This is a genomic window from Fulvimonas sp. R45 (assembly GCF_030504985.1).
Classification (GTDB): domain Bacteria; phylum Pseudomonadota; class Gammaproteobacteria; order Xanthomonadales; family Rhodanobacteraceae; genus Rhodanobacter_A.
Window position 1 is genome coordinate 125,908 of the sequence record NZ_JASERU010000002.1, and the last position, 25,558, is coordinate 151,465.

Annotated in this window: 20 protein-coding genes; 13 read left to right on the forward strand and 7 right to left on the reverse strand. The window is 65.6% G+C overall.

The features are described from left to right. Nucleotides 1-108 precede the first annotated feature (108 nt). Together QMK61_RS02165 and QMK61_RS02170 are read left to right on the forward strand one after the other, a co-directional pair. Nucleotides 109-1,440: an MFS transporter gene (locus tag QMK61_RS02165; RefSeq protein WP_302070109.1), complete on the forward strand. Its 1,332-nt coding sequence runs from the start codon at nucleotides 109-111 to the stop codon at nucleotides 1,438-1,440. A 75-nt stretch (nucleotides 1,441-1,515) separates the two neighbouring features. Then, nucleotides 1,516-2,295 (forward strand): SURF1 family protein, encoded by a 780-nt coding sequence (locus tag QMK61_RS02170; protein ID WP_302070111.1) that lies wholly within the window; start codon nucleotides 1,516-1,518, stop codon nucleotides 2,293-2,295. A 184-nt stretch (nucleotides 2,296-2,479) separates the two neighbouring features. On the opposite strand, the gene QMK61_RS02175 is transcribed toward QMK61_RS02170, so the two are convergent. The 5 genes from QMK61_RS02175 to rfbB all read right to left on the reverse strand — a co-directional run bounded on the left by QMK61_RS02175 (nucleotide 2,480) and on the right by rfbB (nucleotide 7,396). Further along, nucleotides 2,480-3,892 carry a mannose-1-phosphate guanylyltransferase/mannose-6-phosphate isomerase gene (locus QMK61_RS02175; protein ID WP_302070112.1) on the reverse strand — a complete coding sequence of 471 codons (1,413 nt, stop codon included), beginning with the start codon at nucleotides 3,890-3,892 and terminating at the stop codon, nucleotides 2,480-2,482. Between the two features lie 78 nt (nucleotides 3,893-3,970). Next, nucleotides 3,971-4,906 (reverse strand): dTDP-4-dehydrorhamnose reductase, encoded by a 936-nt coding sequence (rfbD, locus tag QMK61_RS02180; RefSeq protein WP_302070114.1) that lies wholly within the window; start codon nucleotides 4,904-4,906, stop codon nucleotides 3,971-3,973. Then, nucleotides 4,903-5,463: a dTDP-4-dehydrorhamnose 3,5-epimerase gene (gene rfbC, locus QMK61_RS02185; RefSeq protein ID WP_302070116.1), complete on the reverse strand. Its 561-nt coding sequence runs from the start codon at nucleotides 5,461-5,463 to the stop codon at nucleotides 4,903-4,905. The genes rfbD and rfbC overlap by 4 nt, the downstream gene beginning before the upstream one ends. Next, nucleotides 5,460-6,350, reverse strand: a complete 891-nt coding sequence (gene rfbA, locus QMK61_RS02190) for a glucose-1-phosphate thymidylyltransferase RfbA (protein WP_302070117.1) — start codon at nucleotides 6,348-6,350, stop codon at nucleotides 5,460-5,462. The genes rfbC and rfbA overlap by 4 nt, the downstream gene beginning before the upstream one ends. Then, complete coding sequence (gene rfbB / locus QMK61_RS02195) at nucleotides 6,347-7,396, reverse strand: dTDP-glucose 4,6-dehydratase (RefSeq protein WP_302070118.1); 1,050 nt, start codon at nucleotides 7,394-7,396, stop codon at nucleotides 6,347-6,349. Before rfbB ends, rfbA begins: the two co-directional genes overlap by 4 nt. 182 nt (nucleotides 7,397-7,578) lie before the next feature. On the opposite strand from rfbB, the gene QMK61_RS02200 reads away from it, so the two are divergent. From QMK61_RS02200 to QMK61_RS02240, 9 genes are all read left to right on the forward strand, one after another. Continuing rightward, nucleotides 7,579-8,745 carry a PLP-dependent aspartate aminotransferase family protein gene (locus QMK61_RS02200; protein ID WP_302070120.1) on the forward strand — a complete coding sequence of 389 codons (1,167 nt, stop codon included), beginning with the start codon at nucleotides 7,579-7,581 and terminating at the stop codon, nucleotides 8,743-8,745. Nucleotides 8,746-8,814: 69 nt separating this feature from the next. Further along, complete coding sequence (locus QMK61_RS02205) at nucleotides 8,815-9,639, forward strand: ABC transporter permease (RefSeq protein ID WP_302070121.1); 825 nt, start codon at nucleotides 8,815-8,817, stop codon at nucleotides 9,637-9,639. Then, nucleotides 9,629-11,053 carry an ABC transporter ATP-binding protein gene (locus QMK61_RS02210; RefSeq protein WP_302070123.1) on the forward strand — a complete coding sequence of 475 codons (1,425 nt, stop codon included), beginning with the start codon at nucleotides 9,629-9,631 and terminating at the stop codon, nucleotides 11,051-11,053. Before QMK61_RS02205 ends, QMK61_RS02210 begins: the two co-directional genes overlap by 11 nt. A gap of 3 nt (nucleotides 11,054-11,056) precedes the next feature. Then, nucleotides 11,057-14,098, forward strand: a complete 3,042-nt coding sequence (locus tag QMK61_RS02215) for a glycosyltransferase (protein WP_302070125.1) — start codon at nucleotides 11,057-11,059, stop codon at nucleotides 14,096-14,098. 103 nt (nucleotides 14,099-14,201) lie between these two features. Continuing rightward, on the forward strand, nucleotides 14,202-16,646 hold the full coding sequence (locus tag QMK61_RS02220; RefSeq protein ID WP_302070126.1) for a hypothetical protein: 2,445 nt from the start codon (nucleotides 14,202-14,204) through the stop codon (nucleotides 16,644-16,646). Then, nucleotides 16,643-17,026, forward strand: coding sequence for a GtrA family protein (locus QMK61_RS02225; RefSeq protein ID WP_302070127.1), 384 nt, complete (start codon nucleotides 16,643-16,645; stop codon nucleotides 17,024-17,026). The genes QMK61_RS02220 and QMK61_RS02225 overlap by 4 nt, the downstream gene beginning before the upstream one ends. A gap of 1 nt (nucleotide 17,027) precedes the next feature. Beyond that, nucleotides 17,028-18,041: a glycosyltransferase gene (locus tag QMK61_RS02230; RefSeq protein WP_302070128.1), complete on the forward strand. Its 1,014-nt coding sequence runs from the start codon at nucleotides 17,028-17,030 to the stop codon at nucleotides 18,039-18,041. Nucleotides 18,042-18,067: 26 nt separating this feature from the next. After that, nucleotides 18,068-19,198 (forward strand): UDP-N-acetylglucosamine 2-epimerase (non-hydrolyzing), encoded by a 1,131-nt coding sequence (wecB, locus tag QMK61_RS02235; protein ID WP_302070129.1) that lies wholly within the window; start codon nucleotides 18,068-18,070, stop codon nucleotides 19,196-19,198. An 83-nt stretch (nucleotides 19,199-19,281) separates the two neighbouring features. Continuing rightward, nucleotides 19,282-21,072: an LTA synthase family protein gene (locus QMK61_RS02240; protein WP_302070130.1), complete on the forward strand. Its 1,791-nt coding sequence runs from the start codon at nucleotides 19,282-19,284 to the stop codon at nucleotides 21,070-21,072. Nucleotides 21,073-21,112: 40 nt separating this feature from the next. Here the strand turns inward: QMK61_RS02240 and QMK61_RS02245 are convergent, their stop codons facing one another. Together QMK61_RS02245 and QMK61_RS02250 are read right to left on the reverse strand one after the other, a co-directional pair. Further along, nucleotides 21,113-21,475 carry a hypothetical protein gene (locus QMK61_RS02245; protein ID WP_302070131.1) on the reverse strand — a complete coding sequence of 121 codons (363 nt, stop codon included), beginning with the start codon at nucleotides 21,473-21,475 and terminating at the stop codon, nucleotides 21,113-21,115. A gap of 18 nt (nucleotides 21,476-21,493) precedes the next feature. Continuing rightward, complete coding sequence (locus tag QMK61_RS02250) at nucleotides 21,494-23,206, reverse strand: LTA synthase family protein (protein ID WP_302070133.1); 1,713 nt, start codon at nucleotides 23,204-23,206, stop codon at nucleotides 21,494-21,496. Between the two features lie 221 nt (nucleotides 23,207-23,427). Here QMK61_RS02250 and QMK61_RS02255 point away from each other — a divergent pair, with 221 nt between their 5' ends. Then, nucleotides 23,428-24,057, forward strand: coding sequence for a methyltransferase domain-containing protein (locus QMK61_RS02255; RefSeq protein WP_302070134.1), 630 nt, complete (start codon nucleotides 23,428-23,430; stop codon nucleotides 24,055-24,057). Between the two features lie 105 nt (nucleotides 24,058-24,162). Further along, on the forward strand, nucleotides 24,163-25,539 hold the full coding sequence (locus QMK61_RS02260; RefSeq protein WP_302070136.1) for a glycosyltransferase: 1,377 nt from the start codon (nucleotides 24,163-24,165) through the stop codon (nucleotides 25,537-25,539). Nucleotides 25,540-25,558 lie beyond the last annotated feature (19 nt).

Here is a 25,558-nt window from a genome sequence, read left to right on the forward strand (position 1 = left end):
GGGCTGCGAATGGACGGCGTGAAGGCCACGTGCGTCCGATCGTCGCAGCAAGCGGCCGAAGCCGATTTATCCAGCAACCTCTTGCACGATCGTCGCCAGGGAATTGCCATGTCTACCAGCCACACCCAATCGGTTCCCGGTCCGGTCGTCCATGCGCAAGGCGGAGGCTCCCACCCGGAACAGTTGGCGCCGGGCGACCTCGCCGTCGGCGTGCTGGTGGGGCGCGTCAGCCAGTCGTTCGACTTCTTCGTGTTCGGCATCGGCTGCGTGCTGGCCTTCCCGGCGGTGTTCTTCCCGTTCGCCAGCCAGATCGACGGCGTCTTCTATTCCTTCGCGATCTTCGCGCTGGCGTTTGTCGCGCGCCCGCTGGGCTCGATGTTCTTCCTGGTGCTGCAGCGCCATTTCGGCCTTCCCGCCAAGCTGACCATCGCGCTGTTCCTGCTCGGCATGGCGACGGCCGGCACGGCCTTCCTGCCCGGCTACGGCACGCTGGGGTGGGCCGCGATCCTGGCGCTGGCGGTGCTGCGCTTCGGCCAGGGCTTCGCGATGGGCGGCAGCTGGAACGGGCTGGCTTCGCTGATGGCGCTGAAGGCGCCGAAGGACCGGCGCGGCTGGTACGCCATGCTGCCGCAGCTGAGCGAGCCGATCGGTTTCATCATCGCGGCGGCCCTGTTCGCCTACATCTGGTCGAGCCTTTCCCACCGGGAATTCATCGAGTGGGGCTGGCGCTATCCCTTCTTCGCGGCGTTTGCCATCAACGTGGTGGCCCTGTTCGCCCGGCTGCGCATGGTGGTCGCGCCGCGTTACGCGGAACAGCTCAAGGAGCGCGACCTCGAACCCTCGTCGATGCGCGAGCTGGTGCGCTCGCAGGGCAACAACATCGCGCTGGGCGCCTTCGCGCCGCTGGCCAGCTATGCGATGTTCCACCTGGTGACCATCTTCGCGCTGTCGTGGGCGCTGCTCTTCACGCAGCAGCAGGTGCCTGACTTCCTCATGGTGCAGATCCTCGGCGCCTTCGTGGCCTTGCCCTGCATGCTGCTGTCCGGCGTGGTGGCGGACCGCTTCGGCCGCCGCACCACCCTGGCCATCGGCGGTGCGCTGATCGCGGTCTACAGCGGCTGGACCGCGCTGCTGCTCTCGGGCGGCACGGTGAACAGCTATCTGTTCATCATCTTCGGCTACGCCCTGCTGGGCTTCACGCACGCGCAGGCGGCCGGCGCGGTGAGCTCGAACTTCCGGCCGGAGTTCCGCTTCTGCGGCGCCATGATCACCTCGGACCTGGGCTGGCTGATCGGCGCGGGCTTTGCGCCGCTGGTGGCGCTGGCGCTGGCCCGGTACGCAGGCGTGCCGTACGTGGGCCTGTACCTGCTCTCGGGCGCGGTCGGCACGATCGGCGCCTTGTGGATCAGCCGCCGTTCCGGCGGCCTGCCGGACGACTGACGGCCTGGCGTGGCGCGCACCGCGGCAACACGCCGCGGCGCGCGCTTACTGTGCAGGATGCGATCATGGGCGGCCATGCCTGACATCCCCACCCCAACCGGCGAGAACGAGCGCGACGTGCGTGGGCCGCTCGCGCTGACCCTGCTGGCCCTGTTCGGCCTGGCGCTGTTCGCCGGCTTCGTGGCGCTGGGCACCTGGCAGGTGCACCGGCTGGCGTGGAAGAAGGCGTTGATCGCGCACACCGACGAACGCGTGCATGCCGCGCCGGTGGCGGCGCCGGGGCCGGCGGACTGGGCCGCGCTCACCGCGGCCAACGCCGAATACCGCCATGTGCGGCTCAGCGGCCGCTGGCTCGGCGACCGCCAGACGCGGGTGTGGACCGCCACCGACAAGGGCAGCGGCTACTGGATCCTCACCCCGCTGCGCCGCGACGACGGCAGCATCGTGCTGGTGAACCGCGGCTTCGCGCCGGAAGGCTGGTGCGACCTCGAGGGGCATTGCCCGGCCGCGCCGGCGGGCGAGGTCACGGTGACCGGCCTGCTGCGCATCAGCGAGCCTTCCGGCCTGTTCCGCCGCAACCAGCCGGCCAGCGACACCTGGTACACCCGCGACGTGGCGGCGATCGCCAGGGCGCGCGGCCTGCACGACGTGGCGCCGTACTTCGTCGATGCGGACGCCCACCCCAACGCGGGCGGCAAGCCCTGGCCCGAGGGCGGCATGACGGTGGTGCATTTCCCCAACCACCACCTCAACTACCTCATGACCTGGTACATCCTGGCGCTGATGGTGCTGGGGGCGGCGGGCTACGTGGCGCGCGACGAGTACCGTCTGCGCAGGCGATCGCGTTCGCAGTAGCCGGCCTCTCTTCTTCTGCGTGCAGGGGAATTCTCCTGCGTGCGAGGGCAGGTGATGCGGGCTGGCCGTGGTTTCGCTCCTCCCCCTGCGTGCAGGGGGAGCCCGGGAGAGGGTAGGGGCGGGCTGGCCGCGAGGTTGGTTGACCCGCTTCGGCCCTCCCCTGCACGCAGGGGGAGGGGCATGCCTACGCGCGGCCGTACACGTCGTCGTAGCGCACGATGTCGTCTTCGCCGAGGTAGCTGCCGGACTGCACCTCGATCAGCTCCAGCGGCACCTTGCCGGGGTTGCGCAGGCGGTGCTTGCTGCCGAGCGGGATGTAGGTGCTCTGGTTCTCGCCGAGCAGGAACACCTGGTCGTCGCAGGTGACCTCGGCGGTGCCGGAGACCACGATCCAGTGCTCGGCGCGGTGGTGGTGCTTCTGCAGGCTGAGGCTGGCGCCGGGCTTCACCACGATGCGTTTCACCTGGAAGCGCTCGCCCGCTTCCAGCGAGTCGTAGCTGCCCCAGGGGCGATGCACCACGCGATGGAAGGAATGCTCGCTGCGGCCGGCGGCCTTCAGCTGCTCCACGATCTTCTTCACGTCCTGCGCCGCGTCGCGATGCGCGACGAGCGTGGCGTCGGGCGTGGTCACCACGACCAGGTCGTCCACGCCCACGGTGGCGAGCAGGTGACGGTCGTGCGAGCGCAGCAGCGAATTGCGCGTGGCCACGGCGAGTGTGTCGCCCTCGCGCAGGTTGCCGTCGGCGTCGCGCTCGCCGGCCAGCCACAGGGCCGACCAGGAACCGATGTCGCTCCAGCCGCAGGCGACGGGGATGACGGCCGCGCGCGCGGTTTTCTCCATCACCGCATAGTCGATGGAATCCTCCGGCACCTTGGCGAAGAGTTCCTTGTCCACGCGCACGAAGTCGAGGTCGGCGTGGGCGGCGGCGTGCGCGGCGCGCACCGCAGTCAGCATCGCCGGCGCATGCTGGCCCAGCTCGTCCAGGTAGCGGTCGGCGCGGAACAGGAACATGCCGGAGTTCCAGTCGTAGCCGCCATCGGCGAGGTAGCCCCCGGCGGTGGCGAGGTCGGGCTTCTCCACGAAGCGCTCGACGCGGAACGCGCCGCTGCCCAGCGGCTCGCCGCGGCGGATGTAGCCGAAGCCGGTCTCGGCGCGGTCCGGGCGGATGCCGAAGGTGGCCAGCCAGCCCTCTCGTGCCGCCGGCAGCGCCTGCCCCACGGCGGCGACGAAGGCGGCGGTGTCGCCGATCAGGTGGTCGGCCGGCAGCACCAGCAGCAGCGCCTCGGGATCGCGCTTCAATGCTTCAAGCGCGCCCAGCGCGATCGCCGGGGCGGTGTTGCGCGCCAGCGGCTCCAGCATCACGGCGCCGCCGTCGACGCCGGCCTCGCGCAACTGCTCGGCGGCGAGGAAGCGATGGTCCTCGCTGGCCACCACGATGGGCGCGGCCACGCCGGGCAGCTGGCGCGTGCGCGCCACGGTCTGCTGGAACAGCGTGCCGTGGCCGGCCAGCGAGAGGAACTGCTTGGGCAGGTTCCGGCGCGAGACGGGCCACAGCCGGGTGCCGCTGCCGCCGCTGAGGATCAGGGGAATGAGCATGGTGGATCAGCCTGTGCGGTTTGCCTGCGGTATCCCGGCCCGCCTGCAGGAGCGCATCCTATGCGCTCCTGCAGGCGGTCAGGCGTGCTGGTGCGCGAGCGCGTCCAGCACGCCGTCCAGGCCGGTCTGCCAATCGGGCAAAGCATAGCCGAAGCATTGCCGGAAGCCCGTGTTGTCCAGCACCGACCAGGCCGGGCGCCGCGCGGGCGTGGGGTAGTCGGCGGTGGCGATCGCCGCCACGCGCGGCTTGCGCGCCAGCAGGCCACGAGCGTGGGCCGCGTCGAAGATCGCGTCGGCGAAGCCGTGCCAGCTGGTGTGACCGCTGGCGACCAGGTGGTGGGTGCCCTCCAGCGCGCGGTGTTGCGCGGGGCCGGCGGCCAGCCAGGCATCCAGCGCGGCCAGGGTGCCGGCCACGATCAGCGCGGTGGACGTGGGTGCGCCGACCTGGTCGGCCACCACGCGCAGTTCCTCGCGCTCGGCGCCCAGGCGCAGCATGGTGCGCAGGAAGTTGTGGCCGTGCGGCGCGTATACCCAGGCGGTGCGGAAGATGAAGTGCGCCGCGCCGCTGGCGCGCAGCGCGGCCTCGCCGGCCAGCTTGCTGCGCCCGTAGGCGCCCAGCGGCGCGGTGGGCGCATCGACCGGGTAGGGCGCAGCGGCGACGCCGTCGAACACGTAGTCGGTGGAGTAGTGCACCACCAGCGCGCCGTGCGCGGCGGCCCACCGGCCGATCGCCTCCACGGCTTCGCCGTTGACGCGGGTGGCCAGCGCCTCTTCCTGCTCGGCGCGGTCCACTGCGGTGTAGGCGGCGGTGTTGACGATCACGTCCGGTTGCACGCGGTCGAGCAGGGCGGGCAGGGTATCGGGCGCGGCAAGGTCGACGGCCTCGATGGCGGCGCCGTCGAAGCGCTTCCCGTCGCGACTGGCCGCGACCAGTTCGCCGCGTTTCGCCAGGCCGCCGTCCTCGATGAAGCTGCGGCCGAGTTGGCCGTTGGCGCCGAGCAGCAGGGTCTTCATGCAGCGGTATAGGTCGGCAAACGCTCGGCGGGCACTTCGGCGAGCAGCGGCGCCTTGCCGTCCTTGTCCGACAGCAGCGGTTCCGCCACCGGCCAGTCGATAGCCAATGCAGCGTCGTTCCAGCGGATGCCGGCGTCGGCCCTGGGGTCGTACAGCGCGGTGCACTGGTAGGCGAAGGTGGCGAACTCGGACACCACGCAGAAGCCGTGCGCGAAGCCCTCGGGGATCCAGAAGTGACGGTGGTTCTCCGCGGTGAGCATCGCCGCGGCCCACCGGCCGAAGGTGGGCGAGCCGTGGCGGATGTCCACCGCCACGTCGTACACCTCGCCTTCCAGCACGCTGACCAGCTTGCCCTGCGGGTTCGGCCACTGGTAATGCAGGCCGCGCAGCACGCCGCACGCGGAGCGCGAGACGTTGGACTGCACGAAGCGGCGGTCGATGCCGGCCTCGCAATACTTCGCCTCGTTGTAGCTCTCGTAGAAGAAGCCGCGCGCATCGCCGAACACCTGCGGTTCGATCACCACGACGCCGGGCAGGCGGGTTTCGATCACCTTCATCGCACCGGCCCCTGCGAGACCAGTCGCTGCAAATAGTGGCCGTAGCCGGTCTTGGCCAGCGGCGCGGCCAGGCGCAGCAGCTGCTCGGCGTCGATCCAGCCGTTGAGGTAGGCGATCTCTTCCGGGCAGCACACCTTCAGGCCCTGGCGGTTCTCGATGGTCTGGATGTAGTTGCCTGCCTCCATCAGCGATTCGTGCGTGCCGGTGTCCAGCCAGGCGAAGCCGCGGCCCAGCTGTTCCAGGTGCAGCGAGTGGTCGTCGAGGTAGCAGCGGTTGAGGTCGGTGATCTCCAGCTCGCCGCGCGGCGAGGGTCTCAGCGCGGCGGCATAGTCGCAGGCGCGGTTGTCGTAGAAGTACAGGCCGGTGACCGCGTAGTGCGACTTCGGCTGCGCGGGCTTTTCCTCCAGCCCGACCACCTTGCCGGTGGCGTCGAACTCGGCCACGCCGTAGCGTTCCGGATCGCGTACCCAGTAGCCGAACACGGTGGCGCCGTGGTCGCGGGAGGCGGCCCGTTTCAGCCGTTCGGTGAGGCCGTGGCCGTAGAAGATGTTGTCGCCCAGCACCAGGCAGCTGGGCTGGCCGGCGATGAAGTCGCGGCCGATGGTGAAGGCTTGCGCCAGGCCGTCGGGCGAGGGTTGCACCGCGTAGCGGATGTCCAGGCCCCATTGCGAGCCGTCGCCCAGCAGCCGCTGGAACAGCGCCTGCTCGTGCGGGGTGTTGATCACCAGCACCTCGCGGATGCCGGCCAGCATCAGGGTGGCCAGCGGGTAGAAGATCATCGGCTTGTCGTACACCGGCAGCAGCTGCTTGCTCACCGCCTGGGTGATCGGGTACAGCCGGGTGCCGGAACCGCCGGCGAGGATGAGGCCCTTGCGTGCCGTGGTCATTGGCCGAGCCTCTCCATCCGATAGCTGCCGTCCAGCACGCGCCGTACCCACGGCTGGTGGGCGAGGTACCAGTCCACCGTGGCGGCGATGCCGCTCTCGAAGGTCTGCGAGGGTTTCCAGCCCAGTTCGCGCTGCAGCTTGCCGGAATCGATGGCGTAGCGGCGGTCGTGGCCGGGGCGGTCCCTGACGTAGGTGATCAGCGATTCGCGGGCGCGGCCGTCGGCCAGCGGGCGGCGCTGGTCCAGCAGCGCGCAGATGGTCTTCACCACCGTGATGTTGGTGCGTTCGGCGTTGCCGCCCACGTTGTAGGTCTCGCCCACCCGGCCGGCCTCCAGCACGCGGCGGATGGCCGAGCAGTGGTCGCCCACGAACAGCCAGTCGCGGATGTTCAGGCCGTCGCCGTACACCGGCAGCGCCTCGCCGGCCAGCGCCTTGGCGGTGACCAGGGGGATCAGCTTCTCGGGGAACTGGTACGGTCCGTAGTTGTTCGAGCAGTTGGTGGTGAGCGTGGGCAGGCCGTAGGTGTGGTGGAACGCGCGCACCAGGTGGTCGGAGGCGGCCTTCGAGGCGGAGTACGGCGAGTTCGGCGCGTACGGCGTGGTCTCGGTGAACAGGCCGGTCTCGCCCAGCGAGCCGTAGACCTCGTCGGTGGAGACGTGCAGGAAGCGGAATGCGTCGCGCGCGGGACCTTCCAGGCCGCGCCAGTAATCGCGGGCGCACTCCAGCAGGCCCAGAGTGCCGACCACGTTGGTCTGCACGAACTCGGCGGGGCCATCGATGGAGCGGTCCACGTGCGATTCGGCGGCGAAGTTCACGATCGCGTCGGGCCGGTGCTCGGCCAGCAGCTTCGCCACCAGCGCGCGGTCGCCGATGTCGCCCTGCACGAACACGTGGCGGGGATTGCCGTCCAGCGAGGCCAGGGTGTCGAGGTTACCGGCATAGGTCAGCTTGTCGAGGTTGACCACGGTAAGGCCATCGGCCACGGCCTGCAGCACGAAATTGGCGCCGATGAAGCCGGCGCCGCCAGTGACGAGGAGGGTGGGCATCGTGGGGCACGTTCCGGTGTGGCGATCTTGCCATTGTGGCATGACGTGCCAGGACGACCAATCGGAAATGAAACGGCATTCATGTTCAGAAAGGGTGGGGGTTAAGGCTGGACAAGGTTTCAGGGTTAGAATGGCCGGTCCTCCATGCGGCCGGATTCCTGCCGCACAGCATCGGTATTGCCATGAGCAGAAAGCCCTCCACGCCCCATCTCGGTCTAGGCACCCGCGCCATCCATGCCGGCCAGCATCCCGATCCGGCCACCGGCGCGATCATGACGCCGATCTACGCCACCTCGACGTACGTGCAGGAAAGCCCCGGCAAGCACAAGGGCTACGAATACTCGCGCACGCAAAATCCTACGCGCATGGCCTACGAGCGCTGCGTGGCGGACCTGGAGGGCGGCGTGGCCGGCTTCGCCTTCGCCTCGGGCCTGGCGGCGGCGGCCACGGTGCTGGATCTGCTCGACTCGGGCAGCCACGTGATCGCGATGGACGACCTGTACGGCGGCAGCTATCGCCTGTTCGAACGCGTGCGGCGCCGTTCGGCGGGGCTGGACTTCAGCTTCATCGACCTCAACGACGGCAAGGCGCTGAAAGCCGCGCTGAAGCCGAACACGCGGATGATTTGGGCCGAGACGCCCACCAATCCGATGCTCAAGCTGGTGGACCTGGCCAAGGTCGCCGCCTTCGCGAAGAAGCACGGACTGATCCTGGTGGTGGACAACACCTTCTGCTCGCCGATGGTGCAGCGTCCGCTGGAGTTCGGCGCCGACCTGGTGCTGCACTCGGCCACCAAGTACATCAACGGCCACTCGGACATGGTCGGCGGCATCGTGGTGGCGGGCAGTGCCGAATTGGCCGAGCGCATGGCTTTCCTGCAGAACTCGGTGGGCGCCGTCGCTGGTCCGTTCGACGCCTTCCTCGCCATGCGCGGCCTGAAGACCCTGCACCTGCGCATGCGCCAGCATTGCGCAGGCGCGCTGGAGCTGGCCGGCTGGCTGGAGAAGCACCCCGCGGTCGAGCGGGTGATCTACCCGGGCCTCAGGAGCCATCCGCAGCATGCGTTGGCGAAGCGCCAGATGCATGGCTTCGGAGGTATTGTCACGCTTGAGGTGAAGGGTGGCCTGCGCAAGGCGCGCCGCATGCTGGAACGTTGCGAACTGTTCTCGCTGGCCGAATCGCTCGGCGGCGTGGAAAGCCTGATCGAGCACCCGGCCATCATGACCCATGCCTCGGTGCCGCCGGCCAACCGCAAGCGCTTGGGCATCAGCGATGCCTTGGTCAGGCTGTCGGTGGGCGTGGAGGACATCGAGGATCTGCGTGCGGAATTGGCCGCGGCGCTGGCCTGATAGAAATATGGAACACATGCATGGTTTGCGGGCGTCCGGGCGCCTGCCTGACGTACCGGCGGGAATGCCATGATCACGAAGTATCGCCTGCGTGACCCGCTGTCGCCCTACCGTTCGCTGCTGCGTCACCTGCCGCTCGTCGTGCAGATGGCGAAGCGCGACGTGGTGGGGCGTTATCGCGGATCGTTCATCGGCATGCTCTGGGCGTTCTTCAATCCGCTGCTCATGCTGGGTGTCTACACCTTCGTCTTCGGCGTGCTTTTCAAATCGCGCTGGGGAGGCGTGGCTACCGGGCACTTCGACTATGCCATCGTCCTGTTCGCCGGCCTGAACATCAACACGCTGTTCGCCGAATGCGCCAATCGTGCCCCGTCGCTGATCGTGGACAACGCCAATTTCGTCAAGAAGGTGGTGTTTCCGCTGGACGTGTTGCCCTGGACCCTGCTCGGCTCGGCGCTCTTTCATCTTCTTATCTCGACGATCGTGCTTCTGTTGTTCGTGGTCATTGCGCATGGAGCGGTCCCGTGGACGGCCGTGCTTTTCCCCGTGGTGGTGGCGGCCTTCATGCCCTTCATGGTCGGGCTGTGCTGGCTGCTCGGGTCGTTGGGCGTATTCCTTCGGGACCTGAAGCAGGCCATGATGGTAATTACGCCCATGCTGCTGTTCCTGGCGCCGGTCTTCTATTCCAAGGAGCTGATTCCGGAAGCCTATCGTCGGCTGCTTTACCTGAATCCGCTGACCCTGATCGTCGAAGCGTCGCGCGACGTGCTGATCTGGGGGCGCATGCCGTCGTGGCCGGCGCTGGGGATCTATGTACTGGTGTCCTGCCTGTTTGCATGGGCGGCCTTCGGCTGGTTCGAACGGTCGCGCAGGGGGTTCGCCGATGTCCTCTGACGCGCTGACCATCTCCGTCGAATCGCTCGGCAAGCGTTACGACATCTACGCAAGCCCGGCTGACCGGCTGAAGCAGATGCTGCTGCCCCGCCTGGCCCGCCTGGCGGGGCGTACGGGCGGGATGTACTACGAGGAATTCTGGGCGCTGCGCGACGTGAGTTTCAGCGTGCGCCGCGGCGAGACCGTGGGCATCGTGGGGCGCAACGGTTCGGGGAAGTCGACGCTGCTGCAGATGATTTGCGGAACCTTGCATCCCACCGAGGGAGCGGTGAGCACCCATGGGCGCGTAGCCGCACTCCTGGAACTCGGCGCAGGGTTCAACCCGGAGTTCACGGGCGAAGAGAACGTCTATCTGAGCGGCCTGCTCTACGGCATTCCGGAAAAGGAGTTGCGCAAGCGCTTCGATTCCATCGTGGCCTTCGCGGAGATCGGCGAATTCATCCACCAGCCGGTCAAGACCTATTCGAGCGGCATGTACGTGCGGCTGGCTTTTGCCGTGGCGGCGCACGTGGATGCGGATGTACTGATCATCGACGAGGCACTCAGCGTCGGCGACGTGAGGTTCACGCAAAAATGCATGAGGTTCCTGCGCGATTTCCAGCAGCGCGGCACCTTGCTGTTTGTCAGCCACGACACGAGCGCCGTCACCAACCTGTGCAGCCGTGCCGTCTGGCTGGACGCCGGGCGCCTGGTCATGGATGGCGCGGCGGGCCAGGTGGTCGAGGAGTATCTGGCCGCCCAGCATGCCGCTGATCGCGCGCTGGCGGGCGACGTGGTGCGGTTGCGGCGTTCCGGCGCGACCGATGGGGCCAGTGCGCAGGCAGCCAGCCGCCCGCCGTCGTCCGCGACGCCGCCCGTCGCGCTCGAAGACGTCCGCGACAGCCGGCAGGATCTCCTGAATGGCACGGGTTCGCGGAACCTCGTCGCCATATTCGAATTCGATGCTTCCAGGGTGGACCGGGAATTCGGCGCAGGCGCCGCGCGCATAGTCGATGTCCGCCTGTCGAGTCTGGATCGTGGCGACATCGCCATGGTGCAGGGAGGCGAGATCGTCGAGCTGGTCATCAAGGCGGTGGCCGAGCAGGCGATCGCGTCGCCGATATTCGGCTTTCACGTGAAGGATCGCCTGGGCCAGCAACTGTTCGGCGACAATACTTACCTGAGCTATCACGACAACGTCCTGAAATTCGCTGCCGGCCAGACCATGCGGGCCCGCTTCCGCTTCCGCATGCCCGTATTGCCCAATGGCGACTACTCGGTCGACGTGGCTCTGGCTACGGGATCGCAGGAAGAGCATACCCAGCAGCACTGGATCCACGACGCGCTGCAATTCAAATCCAGCGTGAGCACCATGCGCCACGGCTTGGTGGGAATTCCCATGCATTCGATCGACATAGTCCAGGGGGGGGGCTGAACCATGGAGTTCACGGGCGAGCGTTACCTACCCAGCGAATCCGGCCAGATCAGGCACGAGCACATGCATAGGTATGCGTGGTGCCGTCCCCTGGCGTCGGGGCGTGTCGTTCTGGACATTGCATGCGGCGAGGGTTATGGCAGCGCCATGCTGGCAGCGCATGCGGCCCGGGTAGTCGGTGTCGATATTTCACCCGAGGCGGTGGAACATGCCAGGCGCACCTATGCGCATGGCGACAACCTGGAATACCTGCAGGGCGATGCTGCTGCCATTCCGTTGCCGGATGCCAGCGTGGACATGGTGGTTTCGTTCGAGACGATCGAGCACCACGACCGGCATGAGGAGATGATGTGCGAGATCCGTCGCGTCCTCCGGCCTGATGGGATCCTGGTCATGTCGTCGCCGAACCGCGTGGTGTATTCGGAAAAGGCGGGCTACCACAACGAATTCCACGTCAAGGAGCTCGACTTCCACGAATTCGACGTGCTGTTGCGCAGGCACTTTGGCAGTATCCGCTATTACGGGCAGCGGCTGGCCGTCGGGTCTGCGCTATTTGCCCTGACACCGGGGCCGGAAAGCGCAGCGGTGGTTGCGTTTACCGATACAGGCGCAACGATCGAGGAGCGCACTACGCGCCTGATCGATCCGGTGTACTTCATCGCGGTGGCCACGGCCGAGCATTCCGACCTGCCTTCCACGACCTCCTCCGTGTTGTTCTCAGAAGACGAGGATCTCTACAACCACCACATTGAGGTGGCCGCCTGGGCCCAGCGGCTCAGTTCCGAGCACGCGGTGGCGCTTGATCGGGTCGAGGACCTGACGGCCGACATGCAGGCGCTGGAACAGGCGATCGAGGTCAAGCAAGGCGCATTGGCCTCCCTGGAATCCGATCTGGTCGACTTGCGCGGTGAACTGGCGAAGCGCAACGCGCGCATTCGCACGCTCGAACAGGTCCGCCAGGAGCTGGAACAGATCAAAGCCAGCCGTTCCTGGCGCTGGATGCGCCCGATGCGCTTCGCGATGCGACTGCTGCGCAACGGCGGGCGTCTCGGCGATGCCGATAGGGAGCAGGTGCGGCGGCGGCTCCGGCATGCCAGCGCACCGGCTTGCGTGCCTGATGAGACTGCGGCGCCATCCGTGCCTGCCATGAAGCCGGACGCCAGGCTTGCACCGCCGTCCAGCGATCGCCGGGACGTGTTCGTGTGGGCCGTGATCGACTGGCACTTCCGTATCCAGAGGCCGCAGCACCTGGCGCGGGAGCTGGCTCGTGCCGGCCATCGGGTGTTCTACATTTCCAACGACTTCATTGACCGGGAGGAGCCCGGCTTCGCGGTCGAGCCGCTGCACGACAATGGGCGACTGTTCCGCATCCAGCTGCACCTGAAGGGTAGTCCGGCGATCTACCATGCGGTGCCGACGCCCGACGCACAGCAGCAGCTGCGAGCCGGCGTGGGGCAACTGCTGGCCTGGGTGCGCAGCCGCAGCTGCCTGTCGCTGGTGCAGCACCCGTATTGGCTGGAAACTGCCCGCCTGCTGCCAAACCATCGGCTTGCCTACGATTGCATGGACCACCACGGCGGCTTCGCCGACAACAGTCCTGGTGTGCTGGCGCGCGAAAACGATCTGATGCGCACGGCCGACCTCCTGGTGGTCACCTCAGATTGGCTGCGCGAGGAAGCAGGCAAGCACAACCCGTCGTGCCTCATGGTGCGAAACGCCTGCCAGTACGAGCATTTCGCCGTGCGCCCCGAACGGGTCTTCCGCGACAAGTCAGGGCGCAAGGTGATCGGCTACTACGGGGCCATCGCCGAATGGTTCGATCTCGACCTCGTGGAAAAGATGGCGCGGCGTTTCGCCGATCACCTCGTGCTGCTAGTTGGAGGCGATACTGCGGGTGCACGCCAGCGGCTGGGCGGATTGCCCAATGTCGAGCTTGTCGGTGAGGTGCCATACACCGAATTGCCTTACTACCTGCATGGCTTCGACGTGTGCCTGCTGCCGTTCCAGGTGATTCCACTGACCTTGGCCACCAATCCGGTCAAGGTCTACGAGTATCTGAGTGCGGGGAAGGACGTGGTGTCGGTTGCTTTGCCGGAAATCCGACAGTTCGGGGAACTGGTGCGCACGGGTTCCGATCACGCCTCGTTCCTGTCCGAACTGGAGGCGGCCCTGGCAGCTCCGCCGGACGCCTCGGCGGTGGAGCGGCGGCAGCGCTTTGCCGCGAACCAGACCTGGAGACACCGCGCGCAGGACCTCATGCAGGGCGTATCCCTGCTGCCTGAGCCTCGGGTCAGCGTGATCGTGGTCACCTACAACAATCTCGAGCTTACCAAGGCCTGCCTGCGCAGCGTGGAGCTGTACAGCGACTACGGCAATCTCGAGATCATCGTGGTCGACAATGCATCGGCCGATGGAACGCCCGACTACCTCAGGGAATGGGCTGCGGCTGGCGAGGGCCGTCATCTCATCCTCAATTCCGACAACCGTGGCTTCGCTGCCGCCAACAACCAGGGTCTTGCCGCGGCGAACGGCGATTATCTCGTGCTGCTCAACAACGACACGCACGTGACGCCAGGCTGGATCGCCACGCTGATTGCCCATCTGCGCTACTCGAAATCGCTCGGCATGATCGGGCCGGTGACCAACAACATCGGCAACGAGGCGCGTATCGACATCAGCTATGACGACATGGATGGCATGCTGCATGCGGCGGCGGGCTATACCGCTCGCCACGCAGGGCAGCTGACGCCGTTGCGCACCGCCGCGTTCTTCTGCGTGATGATGCCGCGCGAAGTCTATGCCAAGGTGGGCCCGCTGGACGAGGCGTTCGGGATCGGCTTCTTCGAGGACGATGACTACTGTCGCCGGGTGGAGCAGGCGGGTTGGAGCATCGCTTGTGCCGAGGATGTCTTCGTGCACCATCACTTGTCCGCATCCTTCAACAAGCTGAAGCAGGAAAAGCGGCAGGCGCTGTTCGAGCAGAACAAGGCGATCTACGAGGCGAAGTGGGGAGCCTGGTCGCCGCACAAATACCGGGCGGGCTGAGCGGGCAGAGTTGGGCGCGGCAGATTCGAGGTAAACGGGCGGAGGGTGTTCATGGCCCTCGTCTGGTGGGGATTATGGCCGTTTGATGTCAGGGAGAGCTGGTGTGCTGAGTCGCCCTCGTGTTGCGGGTTGGATCCTGTTCTGGGCCGGTTTTGCGCTCGTGGGAACAGGCTTCGTCGTCGAATCCATGTGGACAGGCATGCCCTGGGGGCCGCTGGCCACGCTGGCCAAGGTGGCCCTTGTGGCATGGATCCTGACGTACGGGCTTCGGCGCCTGTTCCGCTGCCACGTGGCCACGGCGGCAGCGGGCGTCTGGCTGGCGGCACTGGCTTACTACGGGGGGCTTGCCCCGATGCTCGCGGTGCTGCTGGTGGCTGCGGCAGCCATGGCGCTGGGCAGCCTCATAGTGCCGAAGGCGTGGGAAGGACGCGCGCCGTTGTCGGTTCTCGCCGGTCTGGCGCTGATCAGCGGCATCATCGGCTGGTTGCTGCCGTACCAGGTCCATGGGCATGCGGTCTATCTCCTGGCGCTATTGCTCATCTGTGTCGTGCGCTGGCGCGCCATGGCCGATATCTTGCGGCCGCTGCCACGGGCGTGGAGCGATGTGGTAGGCGGGGCGCCACGGATGGCCTTGCTGGCCGTGATGGTGGTCGGGGTCGTTTCGACCTGCGCCTGGGTGCCGACAATCCATTACGACGATCTGGCCTATCACCTCGGGCTGCCCTACCAGCTCGATACGCTCGGCTACTATCGAATGGACGTTGGCTCGCGGCTGTGGGCAGTTTCAGCGTGGGCCGGCGACATCGTTCAGGGGATGGCCTTCGTGACGGCAGGCGCGGACGCGCGCGGTGCGGTCGATGCGTTGTGGCTGGTGCTTGCCGTGGCCGGGATGTGGAAGCTGTGCGAGGTGCTGGAACTCAATCCAGGCATGCGCTGGCTGGCCGTGGCGATCTACGCCAGCATGCCGCTGACGGCAGGCACGCTTACCGGCATGCAGACTGAAGGGCCGACTGCCGCCGTGGCAGTGGGAGCGGCCTTGCTGATTGCGCAGACCAGTGTGCCGGACCGGCGGCGCCTGCTGACGACTGCGCTGCTGTTCGGATTGCTGCTCGGGCTGAAGGTGAGCAACCTGATGACCATCGGCCCGCTCGGACTGTGGATGCTCTTGCGATGGTGGCGCGATCTGCCGTGGCGGTTCGCGCCGGTGGCTGCGGTCTGTGCGCTGGCCATTGCGGGATCGAGCTATTTCTATGCATACATTCTTACCGGCAATCCGACCCTGCCGATATTCAATGGCTATTTCCATTCGACCTACTATGCGTTCGCCAATTTCCATGACGATCGCTGGGATACCGGGTTGCCATGGAACATCCTGTGGAAGCTGGTGTTCGACGCGTCGGATTACGCCGAGGCCAGCAGCGGCGTGGCCGGATTCACCCTGCTTGCGCTCCTCGGCAGCCTGCTGGTGGCGATCACGAATCGCCGGGCCCGTCCCCTGGCCCTGGTCGCTGCGCTCGCATTCGCCTTGCCGTTGACCCAGATCCAGTACCTGCGCTATGCGCACCCGGCCATGGTGCTTCTGGTGCCGGCCATGCTTCGCGGCGTGCCAGCCGGAGCGGGCGAATGGCGTTATCCACGAGCCGCAATGGTGGCGTTGGTGCTCCTGGTGCTCGGCAATCTCGCGTTCGTGCCCAACGGGGACTGGCAGCTGCGCCAGGGTGTGCTCAGGCAACTGACGGACAAGGGCGCCACGTCGGTGATCGATACCTACGCGCCGACCCGGCACCTGGCGGAGATCATCCGCCGGCATTACGGAGACCAGGCGAGGACCCTGCTGGTGGGCGACGATTATCCGTTCGCCGCGGAGCTGGCGGGCAATGCGTTTGTCGTCAACTGGTACGATCAGCAGCTTGCGGTGCAGGTAGACAAGGCGCGCGTCGATGCCAGTGGCAAGACATGGCTGGCGTTGTTCGAGCGGACCGGGGTGAATCTGCTCATCTTGCGCGACACGGATCTCACGCCCGCTCTGGATGCGGCGATCAGGCAGGACCGGGGTGTACGTGTCTACAAGGATGGCGCCTTCGAACTCTGGAAGCTGAACCCTGGAATCGACGGCAATGCAGAGCCTGCTCCTGCGAACGCGGTCATCATCGGGTTCGATATGGCGTCAGCGCCGCCGCACGCCACGCTCGTGCACGCGGACGTGCGATTGCATTGCAAGGTGACGGACATACCCATCGTGATCGGTTGGAACCTGGCGCAAGCGGGCGGCAAGTCCTGGACGCGCTACGAGTGGGCGAAATGCCTGCCCACCGGCATGGCAGAGGCGTCGCTCGATGTGGCGCTTCCCGGCAGGGTGACGGGTTTTGTCGTGAAAGCCGCGCCAGCCAGGCCGGCGGATCTCGGCCTGCAGCTGGCCTCCGCCAAGGCGTCGCTCCGCCGCGACTTTGCCGCCGAGCGTGACCTTGCGAAGCGGTTTGGAAACCCGGTCGACATGGTGAAGGAATGGAATCATGCCCGACTGCTGGCGAGAAGGGCCAAGCGATGAGCCTCGTACGGCAAGGGGCCAGTTTCCTGCTCGTCGGCGGGTGCCTGGTGCTCGTCGATTGGGCCGTGTTCGTGCTGCTGACGGCACTGGGAGTCAATGCCGCGGCCGCGAACGTGGCCGGGCGGGTAGTGGGCGCATTGCTGGGGTTCCTGGCGAACGGCCGCATTACCTTCGGCTCGGCGGAAACCTCGCGCATCAGCCGCCATCATTTCGCCCGATTCGCCGTACTGTGGTCGACGCTGACCTTGCTCAGCACCTATCTGGTCGGCGAGGTCGCCACGCATCTCAGTCTGCGGATGGCTTGGCTGGGCAAGCCGTTGGTCGAAGCCGCGCTTGCCGTGGTCAGCTTCATCGTTTCAAGACATTGGGTCTATCGCTGATATGGCTTCAACATCGAACCCCCGCATCGCTGTCGTCATCCCGTGTTACCGAGTGAGTGCCCACGTGCTCGACCTGATCAGCCGGATCGGTCCCGAAGTGGGCTGGATCATCGCCGTCGATGATGCCTGCCCCGAGCACAGTGGCGAATTGATCAGGCAGCATTGCAAGGATCCGCGGGTAACGGTGCTGCGGCATCCGGAGAACCTCGGTGTGGGCGGCGCCGTGATGACCGGCTACAAGGCGGCACGCGATCTGCCGGCAATGGCGGTGATCAAGCTCGACGGGGACGGCCAGATGGACCCGGCGCTGATTCCCAAGCTCGCAGGGCCGCTGCTGGCCGGGCGCGCCGACTACGCCAAGGGCAACCGGTTCTACCGCGTGGGCGACGTTTCGCACATGCCCAAGGTGCGCCTGTTCGGCAACACGGTGCTTTCGTTCATGACCAAGCTTTCGTCCGGATACTGGCAGCTGTTCGACCCGACCAACGGCTATACGGCCATTCATCGCGCCCTTTTGGACGAATTGGATTTCGACCACATCGCCAGGCGGTATTTCTTCGAATCGGACCTGCTGTACAACCTTAATCAGCTGCGTGCGGTCGTCGTGGAAATGCCGATGAGCGCGGTATATGCGAACGAGTCGTCGAGCCTGCGCCCGATGCGGATGATAGGCCCCTTCCTCCGTGGGCATCTGCGCAATTTCTCGCGTCGGTTGCTTTACAGCTATTTCCTGCGCGGGTTTTCCGCGGCTTCGGTAGAGCTGGTCGTCGGGTTCCCGCTGTTGCTGTTCGGGATCGTATTTGGCATCTGGCGCTGGTGGGCTTCGATGGCCGGCCACATGCCTGCCACGGCCGGCACGGTCATGCTGGCCGCGCTGCCGATCATTCTGGGCACCCAGTTCCTGCTTTCGTGGTTGAACTTCGACGTGGCGGCCGAGCCGAGGCAGCCGATCAGCGTCGTGCTGGGAGGACACGCGCAGGGCGACATGGGTGCCGACCCGGGAGCAACCGAATAGTGGGACAGCAGGCAGGAAATTCGACCATGAGGAATCGCAAGCACGTCTTATGCATTGTCGGCACGCGTCCGGAAGGCATCAAGATGGCGCCGTTGATCAAGGTGCTCAAGCGCGAGCCGTGGGCACGGGTAACGGTGCTGGCCACGGCACAGCACCGCGACCTGCTCGACCAGGTGCTGGCCCTGTTCGACATCGAGCCGGATGTGGACCTGGACATCATGAAGCCCAACCAGTCGTTGCCTGAGCTCACGGCGCGACTGATCACTGCGCTGGATGGGACTTTCGCCGAATTGATGCCCGATATCGTGCTGGCTCAAGGCGATACCACCACCGTGATGACGGCCGCCCTCGTGGCATTCTATCGGAACATCCCGTTCGGACATGTGGAGGCCGGGCTTCGCACGCACGATCTCGGCAATCCTTTTCCGGAAGAAATGAACCGCATGGTGGCGGGCCACCTGTCCCGGTGGCACTTCGTGCCGACTGAACGTTCGCGAGGCAACCTGCTGCGCGAGGGTATTTCCGACAGCGCAATCCACGTCACCGGCAATACGGTGATCGATGCATTGCTGGAAGTCGCAGAGCGCGAGCTGCCGCTGGATGTTCCGCTCGATCCATCGCGCCGGCTCGTGCTGGTGACCGCCCATCGTCGCGAGAACTTTGGCGAGCCGTTTCGTGCGGTGTGCCGCGCGATCCGCCAATTGGCAGATCGCTACGAAGATATCGAGGTGCTCTATCCCGTGCATCCGAATCCGAACGTCCGAGCGACTGCACACGAACTGCTTGGCGATCATCCCCGCATCCGCCTGTGTCGTCCGCTCGACTATGCGCCGTTCGTGGAGGCGCAGAAGCGCGCGTACCTGATCCTCACCGATTCGGGTGGCGTCCAGGAAGAAGCGCCTGCGTTGGGCAAGCCCGTGCTGGTGCTGCGTGCCGAGACCGAACGTCCTGAAGCGGTGGATGAGGGAGTGGTGCGTCTGGTTGGTACTGATGAAGCGCGGATCGTGACCGAGGCTTCGCGCCTGCTCGATGATGCAGCTGCCTATCGTTCGATGGCGCGTGGCGTCTCGCCTTACGGCGATGGGCTGGCGGCACGGCGCATCGTGGCTGTGTTGCGCGATGCCATGCAGCCCGAAGCAAATGCAGGTCTGTCCTGACTCCCGCGGGCGCTACCTGATTCGCGAACACCTGCGTCGGGCCTTATTGTAAGCTCGGCGCAAGCATCGAGTCGGGGAGCAGGATGACATTACGGCATTTCGGCATCGTGAGTGCCCGGCAGGGTGCGGTCGCCGCAATAGCAATAGGCATCATGGCGCTGGCAAGTCTCACCTTGGTGTGGTGGCTGGACCAGGCATTACGTGTGATCCCTCTTGAGATCGGTTTGCTGTGGCGCAATGCGTTTCCGGTCTTCCTGCTCATGCTGCTGGTCTACGGCCTGAGTGGCCGCCCGCTTTTCACCCTGGTACTCACCGGCGGTCTCGTCCGGCTCGTATACGAAGTGAATGCCGTCAAGGAGCTCAATCTCAACGAGCCCCTGATGCCCGGCGACCTGGTGCTGTGGCGTCAGGTCCTGCACAACATGGGCTTCTTCGCGCACTACGCCGGCCATCGCCTCGTGCTTCTGCTGCTCGTGCTGCTCGCGTTCGTCGCGGTGCTTTGGGTGGTCTGGCGGATGGAGCGTCATTGGCCGAGGTTGCGCTGGGCCGGTCGCACGGCATGGGCAGCGTTGTCGCTGATCGTCCTCGTCTTCCTGTTCCAGGGGCGATACCCCTGGGCCTCCGCCTATGCGGACGGGTCGCTGCCCGGCTTCCAGCTGTGGGATCCGATCGACAGCGTGCAGCATGTCGGCTTCATGGCGGGCCTGGTCCGTATGTCGCAAGGGATGCGCATCGTGACCCCCCAGGGCGATGAGGCGCTGGTCGCCCGGTTCGCGGCTCGGCACGCTGACGATCTGAAGTCGCGCATGATGCGTCAGGTGCCGGCCGAATTGCCGGATATCGTGGTGGTGCAGAGCGAGGCGTTCTTCGATCCAGGCGTGATGAAGGGCATCGATTACGGCGAGTTCACACCGAACTTCGAACGACTCGCGGCTACCGGCATCACCGGTAGTCTCACCACGCCGACGTACGGTGGCGGCACTATCCGCACGGAATTCGAAACACTCACCGGTTATCCGATCCAGGCGTTTCCGTCGGTGGTGTATCCCTACTACGGACTGGCTGCCGCCTGGATGCCAAGTGTTCCCCGGCGGTTGGCGGCGCTGGGTTACTCGACTGTCTTATTTCACCCGTTCCGGGGCAGCTTCTGGAACCGCCGCCAGGTAATGCCGGAGCTTGGTTTCCAGCACGCCTACTACTTGCGCTCCTTCGCCGGCGCCGCACATGCCGGCGAGTTTGTCTCCGACCATGCGTTGTTCGATCATGTGCTGGCGCACCTGGATGATGCCGGGCGGGGACCGCACTATGCGATGGTGATCACGATGGAGAACCACGGGCCGTGGGACTCCGACCCCGGCACGCTGGCGAACGTGCTGGGCGCCCACCCGCTGCCGCGCGGCTTATCGGCAGCCGGCACCGAGGAACTGACCTACTACCTCACGCACCTAGTCAATGGCGATGACGCACTGAAGGACTTCGCCGAACGCCTGCTCGCTCGCCCCCGTTGGACGGTGCTTTTGTTCTATGGCGACCATCTGCCGGCATTGCCGCATGCGTTTGCCGATCTCGGCTTCGACGACAATGGCACGAATGTGACGCAACACACCCGTTACCTGCTGGTGTCCAACCGCCCGCTCACTCCGCGCAAGTTAAACCTCAGCGCCTACGAGCTGCCGGCCTTGCTATTCGATACGATCGGTTTTCCGGAGGACGGCTATCTATCACTCGACTCGGTCGTGCGCCAGGTCTGGGCTGAGGATCACTACCGGCACGGCGCTGATTACGGTCAGATACAGTTCAATGCGGCGCAGCTGGAAGTAGCTTGTCGACACAAGCTGGATGCCGCCGGAAAATGCGCGGACAGCCCTGACTGAGGGCGCGCGCTTTTTCGTCATCGCGAGAACTGCCAACAGGCTATTTGAGGCAACTGGCGCTTCCGATGTGCAACTCGGCCAGTTCGCGCTTGCCGCTTTCATCGGTCAGGATGATCGCCGTGCCCGGCACGACCCAGTTTCCGGTCATGGCGGAGCCGGTCGGGCCTTGTTCGGTCCACAGCGTGGTATGGTCCTCGCCCTCGCCAAAGGAATCCGGATTGCGCACCCACAGTTTGATCGGCTTGCCTGCGGTGGCCTTGTAGGCGTCCCACTTCACGGTGACGGTGGCAGGGTGGTTCACGCCGGCACATCGTTGAACCTCGGCAGGCACTGCACTCAGTTCGGCGCGGCCGCAGCCTACAAGTGTCAGCGCGAAGGCGGAAAGGGCAAGCGATCGGTACATGGTCTGGTTCCGGTGCATTCAGTGCAATTCATGCAATTGACCGAAGATCCACGCGTAGTAGGATTCGGTCAGTGTATGGTCCGCGCAATCCTCGTACAGCCCATGGCAGCGGTCACGGAAGCTGGTCAGCGCGGAGAAATAGGGATCCTTGGGCAGACTTGCGGCTTCCAGCACCATGCTCGGCAGATAGGCGATGTCGAGCATGGGATAGCTTGGCAGCGGTGGCGTGGCGAAGTTGGTCTTGACCATGTAGTAGGTGAGGTTGCTCTTGTAAGGCTCCAGGCCTGTGGGCAGGGAGCGCTTCATCTGTCGGATCAGGCCGCTGAATGAAGGCTGGTGGTCGCCGAAATGCAGCAGTACGGTGGGGTCCGGGCGATCCAGGAAGTCGTGCTCCAGCTGCCGCATGCCTTCATCCGAGTCGTGCAGGCGCGAGAGGTAGGTGTCCAGGTTCAGCGCCTGGTCGGCAGGCAAACCATGGATCAGACCCTGGTTGAAGGGCGCGGGCAGTGACGACAGGGGCTTGGTGTCATGCGGGCCGTGCTGTTCAAGGGTCAGTACCATGATGAATACGGGTTGGCCCGGCTTGTGCACTTTGTCATAGACACGCTTTGCCGCGGCAAACAGCTGCGCATCGCTGGTATGCCACATCTGCAGGCCCAGGTCGTGGACGTCGTAGAACTGGTCGAAGCCGTATGACTGGTAGGCGTTGCGCGCATTGATGAAGTTGCCGCCAGTCGGATAGATAACCACCGTGAGATAGCCGAGTCGGCGCAGCAGCATCGGCAGGGTATCGTGCGTGCGCGGAGCCAGCACGTAAGGGGCGTACATGCCGGCAGGCCCGAAAATGTCCTGTGGCATGCCGGTCAGCGCCGCGAATTCGCTGACCCAGGTGCCTCCGCCGAAGGTATGCGTACGCAGGAAGCCATGCCCGCGGGTCCGTGCATCCGGCTCGAACATCGCCACGCGACATTGCGGGATGTCGCACCCGGCGAAGATCGACGGATCGAAGGTGCTTTCTTCCAGCACCTGCACGATGTCGGGGTAAGGCCCCCGCGTCCCGCCGGTCGAGCGCGCGCTGGCGGCCCAGTTCCGTTCGGCGGTGGCGGCATCGCTCATCGGCGGCATATGGATCGCCGAATCACGGATCGTGATGAAGAAATTCGTCAGGTGTGCCTGGTCGGAAAGCTTGTTCCAAAGGCCTTTTTCGTAGATGGCCTTGAACGGGCCGCCTGGCAGCAGGCAGATCCAGAAGGCCAGTGCGCATGCCACGGCGCCGGCCACGCGCAAGCTTGTGCGCGACCAGCCGCGTAGGCGCGGAAACAGGGAATAATCGGCCCGCCAGACGAACACCACCAGCAGCGGCACAAGAATGCACGCCGCCACACCCAGCCGCAGCAGATGGGGGTAATGTTCCAGCGTCTCCATCAGGCTGGTGCGCGCGAAGTAGACGAAGTCGGCCGGCATCAGCGGCGATTCGAGGTAGCGCAACTTGGTGGACGAAATGAACTTCAGCAGCAGGAACGAGCCGCCACCCAGCAGCAGCGCCGTGGCCGGTCGCCCGAGGGCGAACAGCAGCAGCCCGGTGATGCAGGCGAGCAGGGTGAAGACAAAACCCTTTTCCAGGGCTTCCGGTTCTCGCAGTGCGGCGACGGCGACGGCACAAATGAATACAAGGATGGCGCAGGACAACAGGGCAGCACGACCAAGGACGCGATACAGGTGCGATTTCATGGATCCTTCCGGGGTTGCGAACAGCATCGGGGCTCGGGAAGCAGCGTCATGCGGCCCCGATGTGTGCCTTGGCCCTCGTCCGACCCGCCCCCTACAGGCTTGGATCCATCGCGATCCGGTCCGATTTAGACTTGCAGCAGCATGGCGCGGTGGAGTTTATGCCACTATTCCTTGTCGAAAGCCAGATCCACCCACCGCAGAGATATGCCGGAGAATTGATCATGGGTGATATCGAGCTGGGGCAGGCCTTGCCCTCGCAGACGCAATGGTTCACATTCTTCCTGCAATGGTTGAGGCACCCGCGCAGCATGGCGTCGGTGGCACCTTCCGGCCGCCAATTGGGCGAGCTGATGGCGAGGGCGCTACCCGATCGTGCGAGGTATGTCGTCGAGCTGGGAGCCGGTACCGGGGCGATCACCGAAGCATTGATGCGGCATGGCATCTCGCCCCGGCATTTGATGGCCGTGGAGATGAACCCGGTATTGCATGGCTGTCTGGCGCGTCGCTTTCCCGAGTTGCATCTGGTCCGCGGCGACGCGCGCGATCTGGTCGGACTGATTGCGGAAAGCGAGGTGTTTGCCGGTGGGAAGGTGGATGCCGTGCTGAGCAGCCTGGGTTTGTTGACCATGTCGGCGGAACTGCAACAGGATATTCTCGCCGCGGCCTTCGACGTGCTGCACCCGAATGGTGTCTTCGTGCAATACACCTATGGGTGGCGCAATCCCTTGAAAAAGCATGTGCGCCACCAATTGGGCTTGCGCTGCGTATTCGCCGGCATGGCTTGGCGAAACCTGCCGCCAGCGCGGATGTTCGTTTATTGCAGGGGCGGCGGTGACACGCGCGAGATGTAGCCGCCACGGCCCGGCATGAATGGCCATGGCGGCATTTCCCGATGAAACGATTTCGAACATGGTGCGACCGGCCCCGGACGGGTCGGGCTGCATCCGGCGTCAGCCATGGCACGCAGACAAGCGGCGCAATGGCTGCAGTATGCGGCAGGCAACGGAATGGCCAGTCCGGAATGGAGCAATAGCGTGCGTATACTGTTGATCGCCTACGACTATCCGCCGTTGGCCTCGCCGCAATCGATACGCTGGCATTACCTCACGCGCGAACTGGCGCGGCAGGGGGCCGAAGTACATGTGCTCGCGCCAGCGCTGCCGGATTCCGGTACCGCGCTTGCCGTACCAGCAGGGGTATCGGTCCATCGTTGCTCCGCCGGTGGATTGGCCGGCTGGCTGGCACGCCGCAGGCGCGCGCGCTCCATGCTTCGGCCTGACGCGACTGCCACGGGAGCGGTCATGCCGCCCGCTCGGCCGGTGCCCTCGCTGAACTGGAAAGGGCGCCTGCACCAGCGGCTGAACACATTGATCGGGCTGTGGTGCTATCCGGACAGCCGCGGGCAATGGCGCCGGCCGGCCCGGGCCGCGCTGCGGACACTACTGGAACGGCTTCGACCAGACGTGGTGATCGGTTCCCACGAGCCGGCAGTGAGCCTGGAACTGGGGCTTGAAGCATCCGGCGGGGCCGTCTGGTTCGCGGACCTGGGCGATCCGGTGCTTGCGCCCTATACGCCGTGGCGTTGGCGTCGGCGTGCCGGGAAGCTTGAGGCGGAAGTCTGCGCGAGTGCCGCGGCAATCAGCGTGACGACGGCTCAGACACGCGAATTGTTGATCGCACGGCACGGCATTGCCCCGGAGCGCATCTTCGTGCTTCCGCAGGGTTATGACGATCGTGTCACTCATGCTGCGTGGAACCCGGGCCTTCCTGCTCTGGAACTGGGCGGTGAACTGAACCTGCTGTACACGGGACGCTTCTATCCGTTCCGTCGCCCGCTGGCCCTGCTTGAGGCCGTGCTGGCACAACCGCGAGTACGACTTGCAGTGGCCGCTCCCGAAGTGGCGCCTGAATATCTGGCATTCGCCGACCGAAGCGGTGGTCGCATCGTCTTTCTTGGCGAGCAGCCCCATGAATACGTGCTGGAGCTGCAGCGGCGATGCGATGTGCTGGTGAACATCGGGAACGCACTGGCGGCGCAGACCCCGGGCAAGCTGTTCGAATATCTGGGCAGTGGCAAGCCGATCCTGCACTGCTATTCGGAGGAAAGCGATCCGGCGAATGCGCTCGTCCGGACTTGGGGGCGTGGGTGGGTGTGCCGCAACGACCGTGCAGACATCGAGGCGTTTCTGGCCTCATTGCTGGCATCGCCGCGAGAGCGCTGCGCGGAACTGTCGCGTGACGGTGATGCGGCGGCGGAGTATGGCTGGTCGATGCTTGCGTGGCGACTGCTGCAACGGTGCGGTCAATGGGTCGGAGACCGCCATCGCGCCTGACGTCCCGGCACCTGGAATG

What these genes read in the sequence shown, in the direction of transcription:
- QMK61_RS02165 (WP_302070109.1), top strand. Translation starts at nt 109, where the DNA reads ATGTCTACCAGCCACACCCAATCGGTTCCCGGTCCGGTCGTCCATGCG.
- QMK61_RS02170 (WP_302070111.1), top strand. Translation starts at nt 1,516, where the DNA reads ATGCCTGACATCCCCACCCCAACCGGCGAGAACGAGCGCGACGTGCGT.
- QMK61_RS02175 (WP_302070112.1), bottom strand. Translation starts at nt 3,892, where the DNA reads ATGCTCATTCCCCTGATCCTCAGCGGCGGCAGCGGCACCCGGCTGTGG.
- rfbD (WP_302070114.1), bottom strand. Translation starts at nt 4,906, where the DNA reads ATGAAGACCCTGCTGCTCGGCGCCAACGGCCAACTCGGCCGCAGCTTC.
- rfbC (WP_302070116.1), bottom strand. Translation starts at nt 5,463, where the DNA reads ATGAAGGTGATCGAAACCCGCCTGCCCGGCGTCGTGGTGATCGAACCG.
- rfbA (WP_302070117.1), bottom strand. Translation starts at nt 6,350, where the DNA reads ATGACCACGGCACGCAAGGGCCTCATCCTCGCCGGCGGTTCCGGCACC.
- rfbB (WP_302070118.1), bottom strand. Translation starts at nt 7,396, where the DNA reads ATGCCCACCCTCCTCGTCACTGGCGGCGCCGGCTTCATCGGCGCCAAT.
- QMK61_RS02200 (WP_302070120.1), top strand. Translation starts at nt 7,579, where the DNA reads ATGAGCAGAAAGCCCTCCACGCCCCATCTCGGTCTAGGCACCCGCGCC.
- QMK61_RS02205 (WP_302070121.1), top strand. Translation starts at nt 8,815, where the DNA reads ATGATCACGAAGTATCGCCTGCGTGACCCGCTGTCGCCCTACCGTTCG.
- QMK61_RS02210 (WP_302070123.1), top strand. Translation starts at nt 9,629, where the DNA reads ATGTCCTCTGACGCGCTGACCATCTCCGTCGAATCGCTCGGCAAGCGT.
- QMK61_RS02215 (WP_302070125.1), top strand. Translation starts at nt 11,057, where the DNA reads ATGGAGTTCACGGGCGAGCGTTACCTACCCAGCGAATCCGGCCAGATC.
- QMK61_RS02225 (WP_302070127.1), top strand. Translation starts at nt 16,643, where the DNA reads ATGAGCCTCGTACGGCAAGGGGCCAGTTTCCTGCTCGTCGGCGGGTGC.
- QMK61_RS02230 (WP_302070128.1), top strand. Translation starts at nt 17,028, where the DNA reads ATGGCTTCAACATCGAACCCCCGCATCGCTGTCGTCATCCCGTGTTAC.
- wecB (WP_302070129.1), top strand. Translation starts at nt 18,068, where the DNA reads ATGAGGAATCGCAAGCACGTCTTATGCATTGTCGGCACGCGTCCGGAA.
- QMK61_RS02240 (WP_302070130.1), top strand. Translation starts at nt 19,282, where the DNA reads ATGACATTACGGCATTTCGGCATCGTGAGTGCCCGGCAGGGTGCGGTC.
- QMK61_RS02245 (WP_302070131.1), bottom strand. Translation starts at nt 21,475, where the DNA reads ATGTACCGATCGCTTGCCCTTTCCGCCTTCGCGCTGACACTTGTAGGC.
- QMK61_RS02250 (WP_302070133.1), bottom strand. Translation starts at nt 23,206, where the DNA reads ATGAAATCGCACCTGTATCGCGTCCTTGGTCGTGCTGCCCTGTTGTCC.
- QMK61_RS02255 (WP_302070134.1), top strand. Translation starts at nt 23,428, where the DNA reads ATGGGTGATATCGAGCTGGGGCAGGCCTTGCCCTCGCAGACGCAATGG.
- QMK61_RS02260 (WP_302070136.1), top strand. Translation starts at nt 24,163, where the DNA reads ATGGCACGCAGACAAGCGGCGCAATGGCTGCAGTATGCGGCAGGCAAC.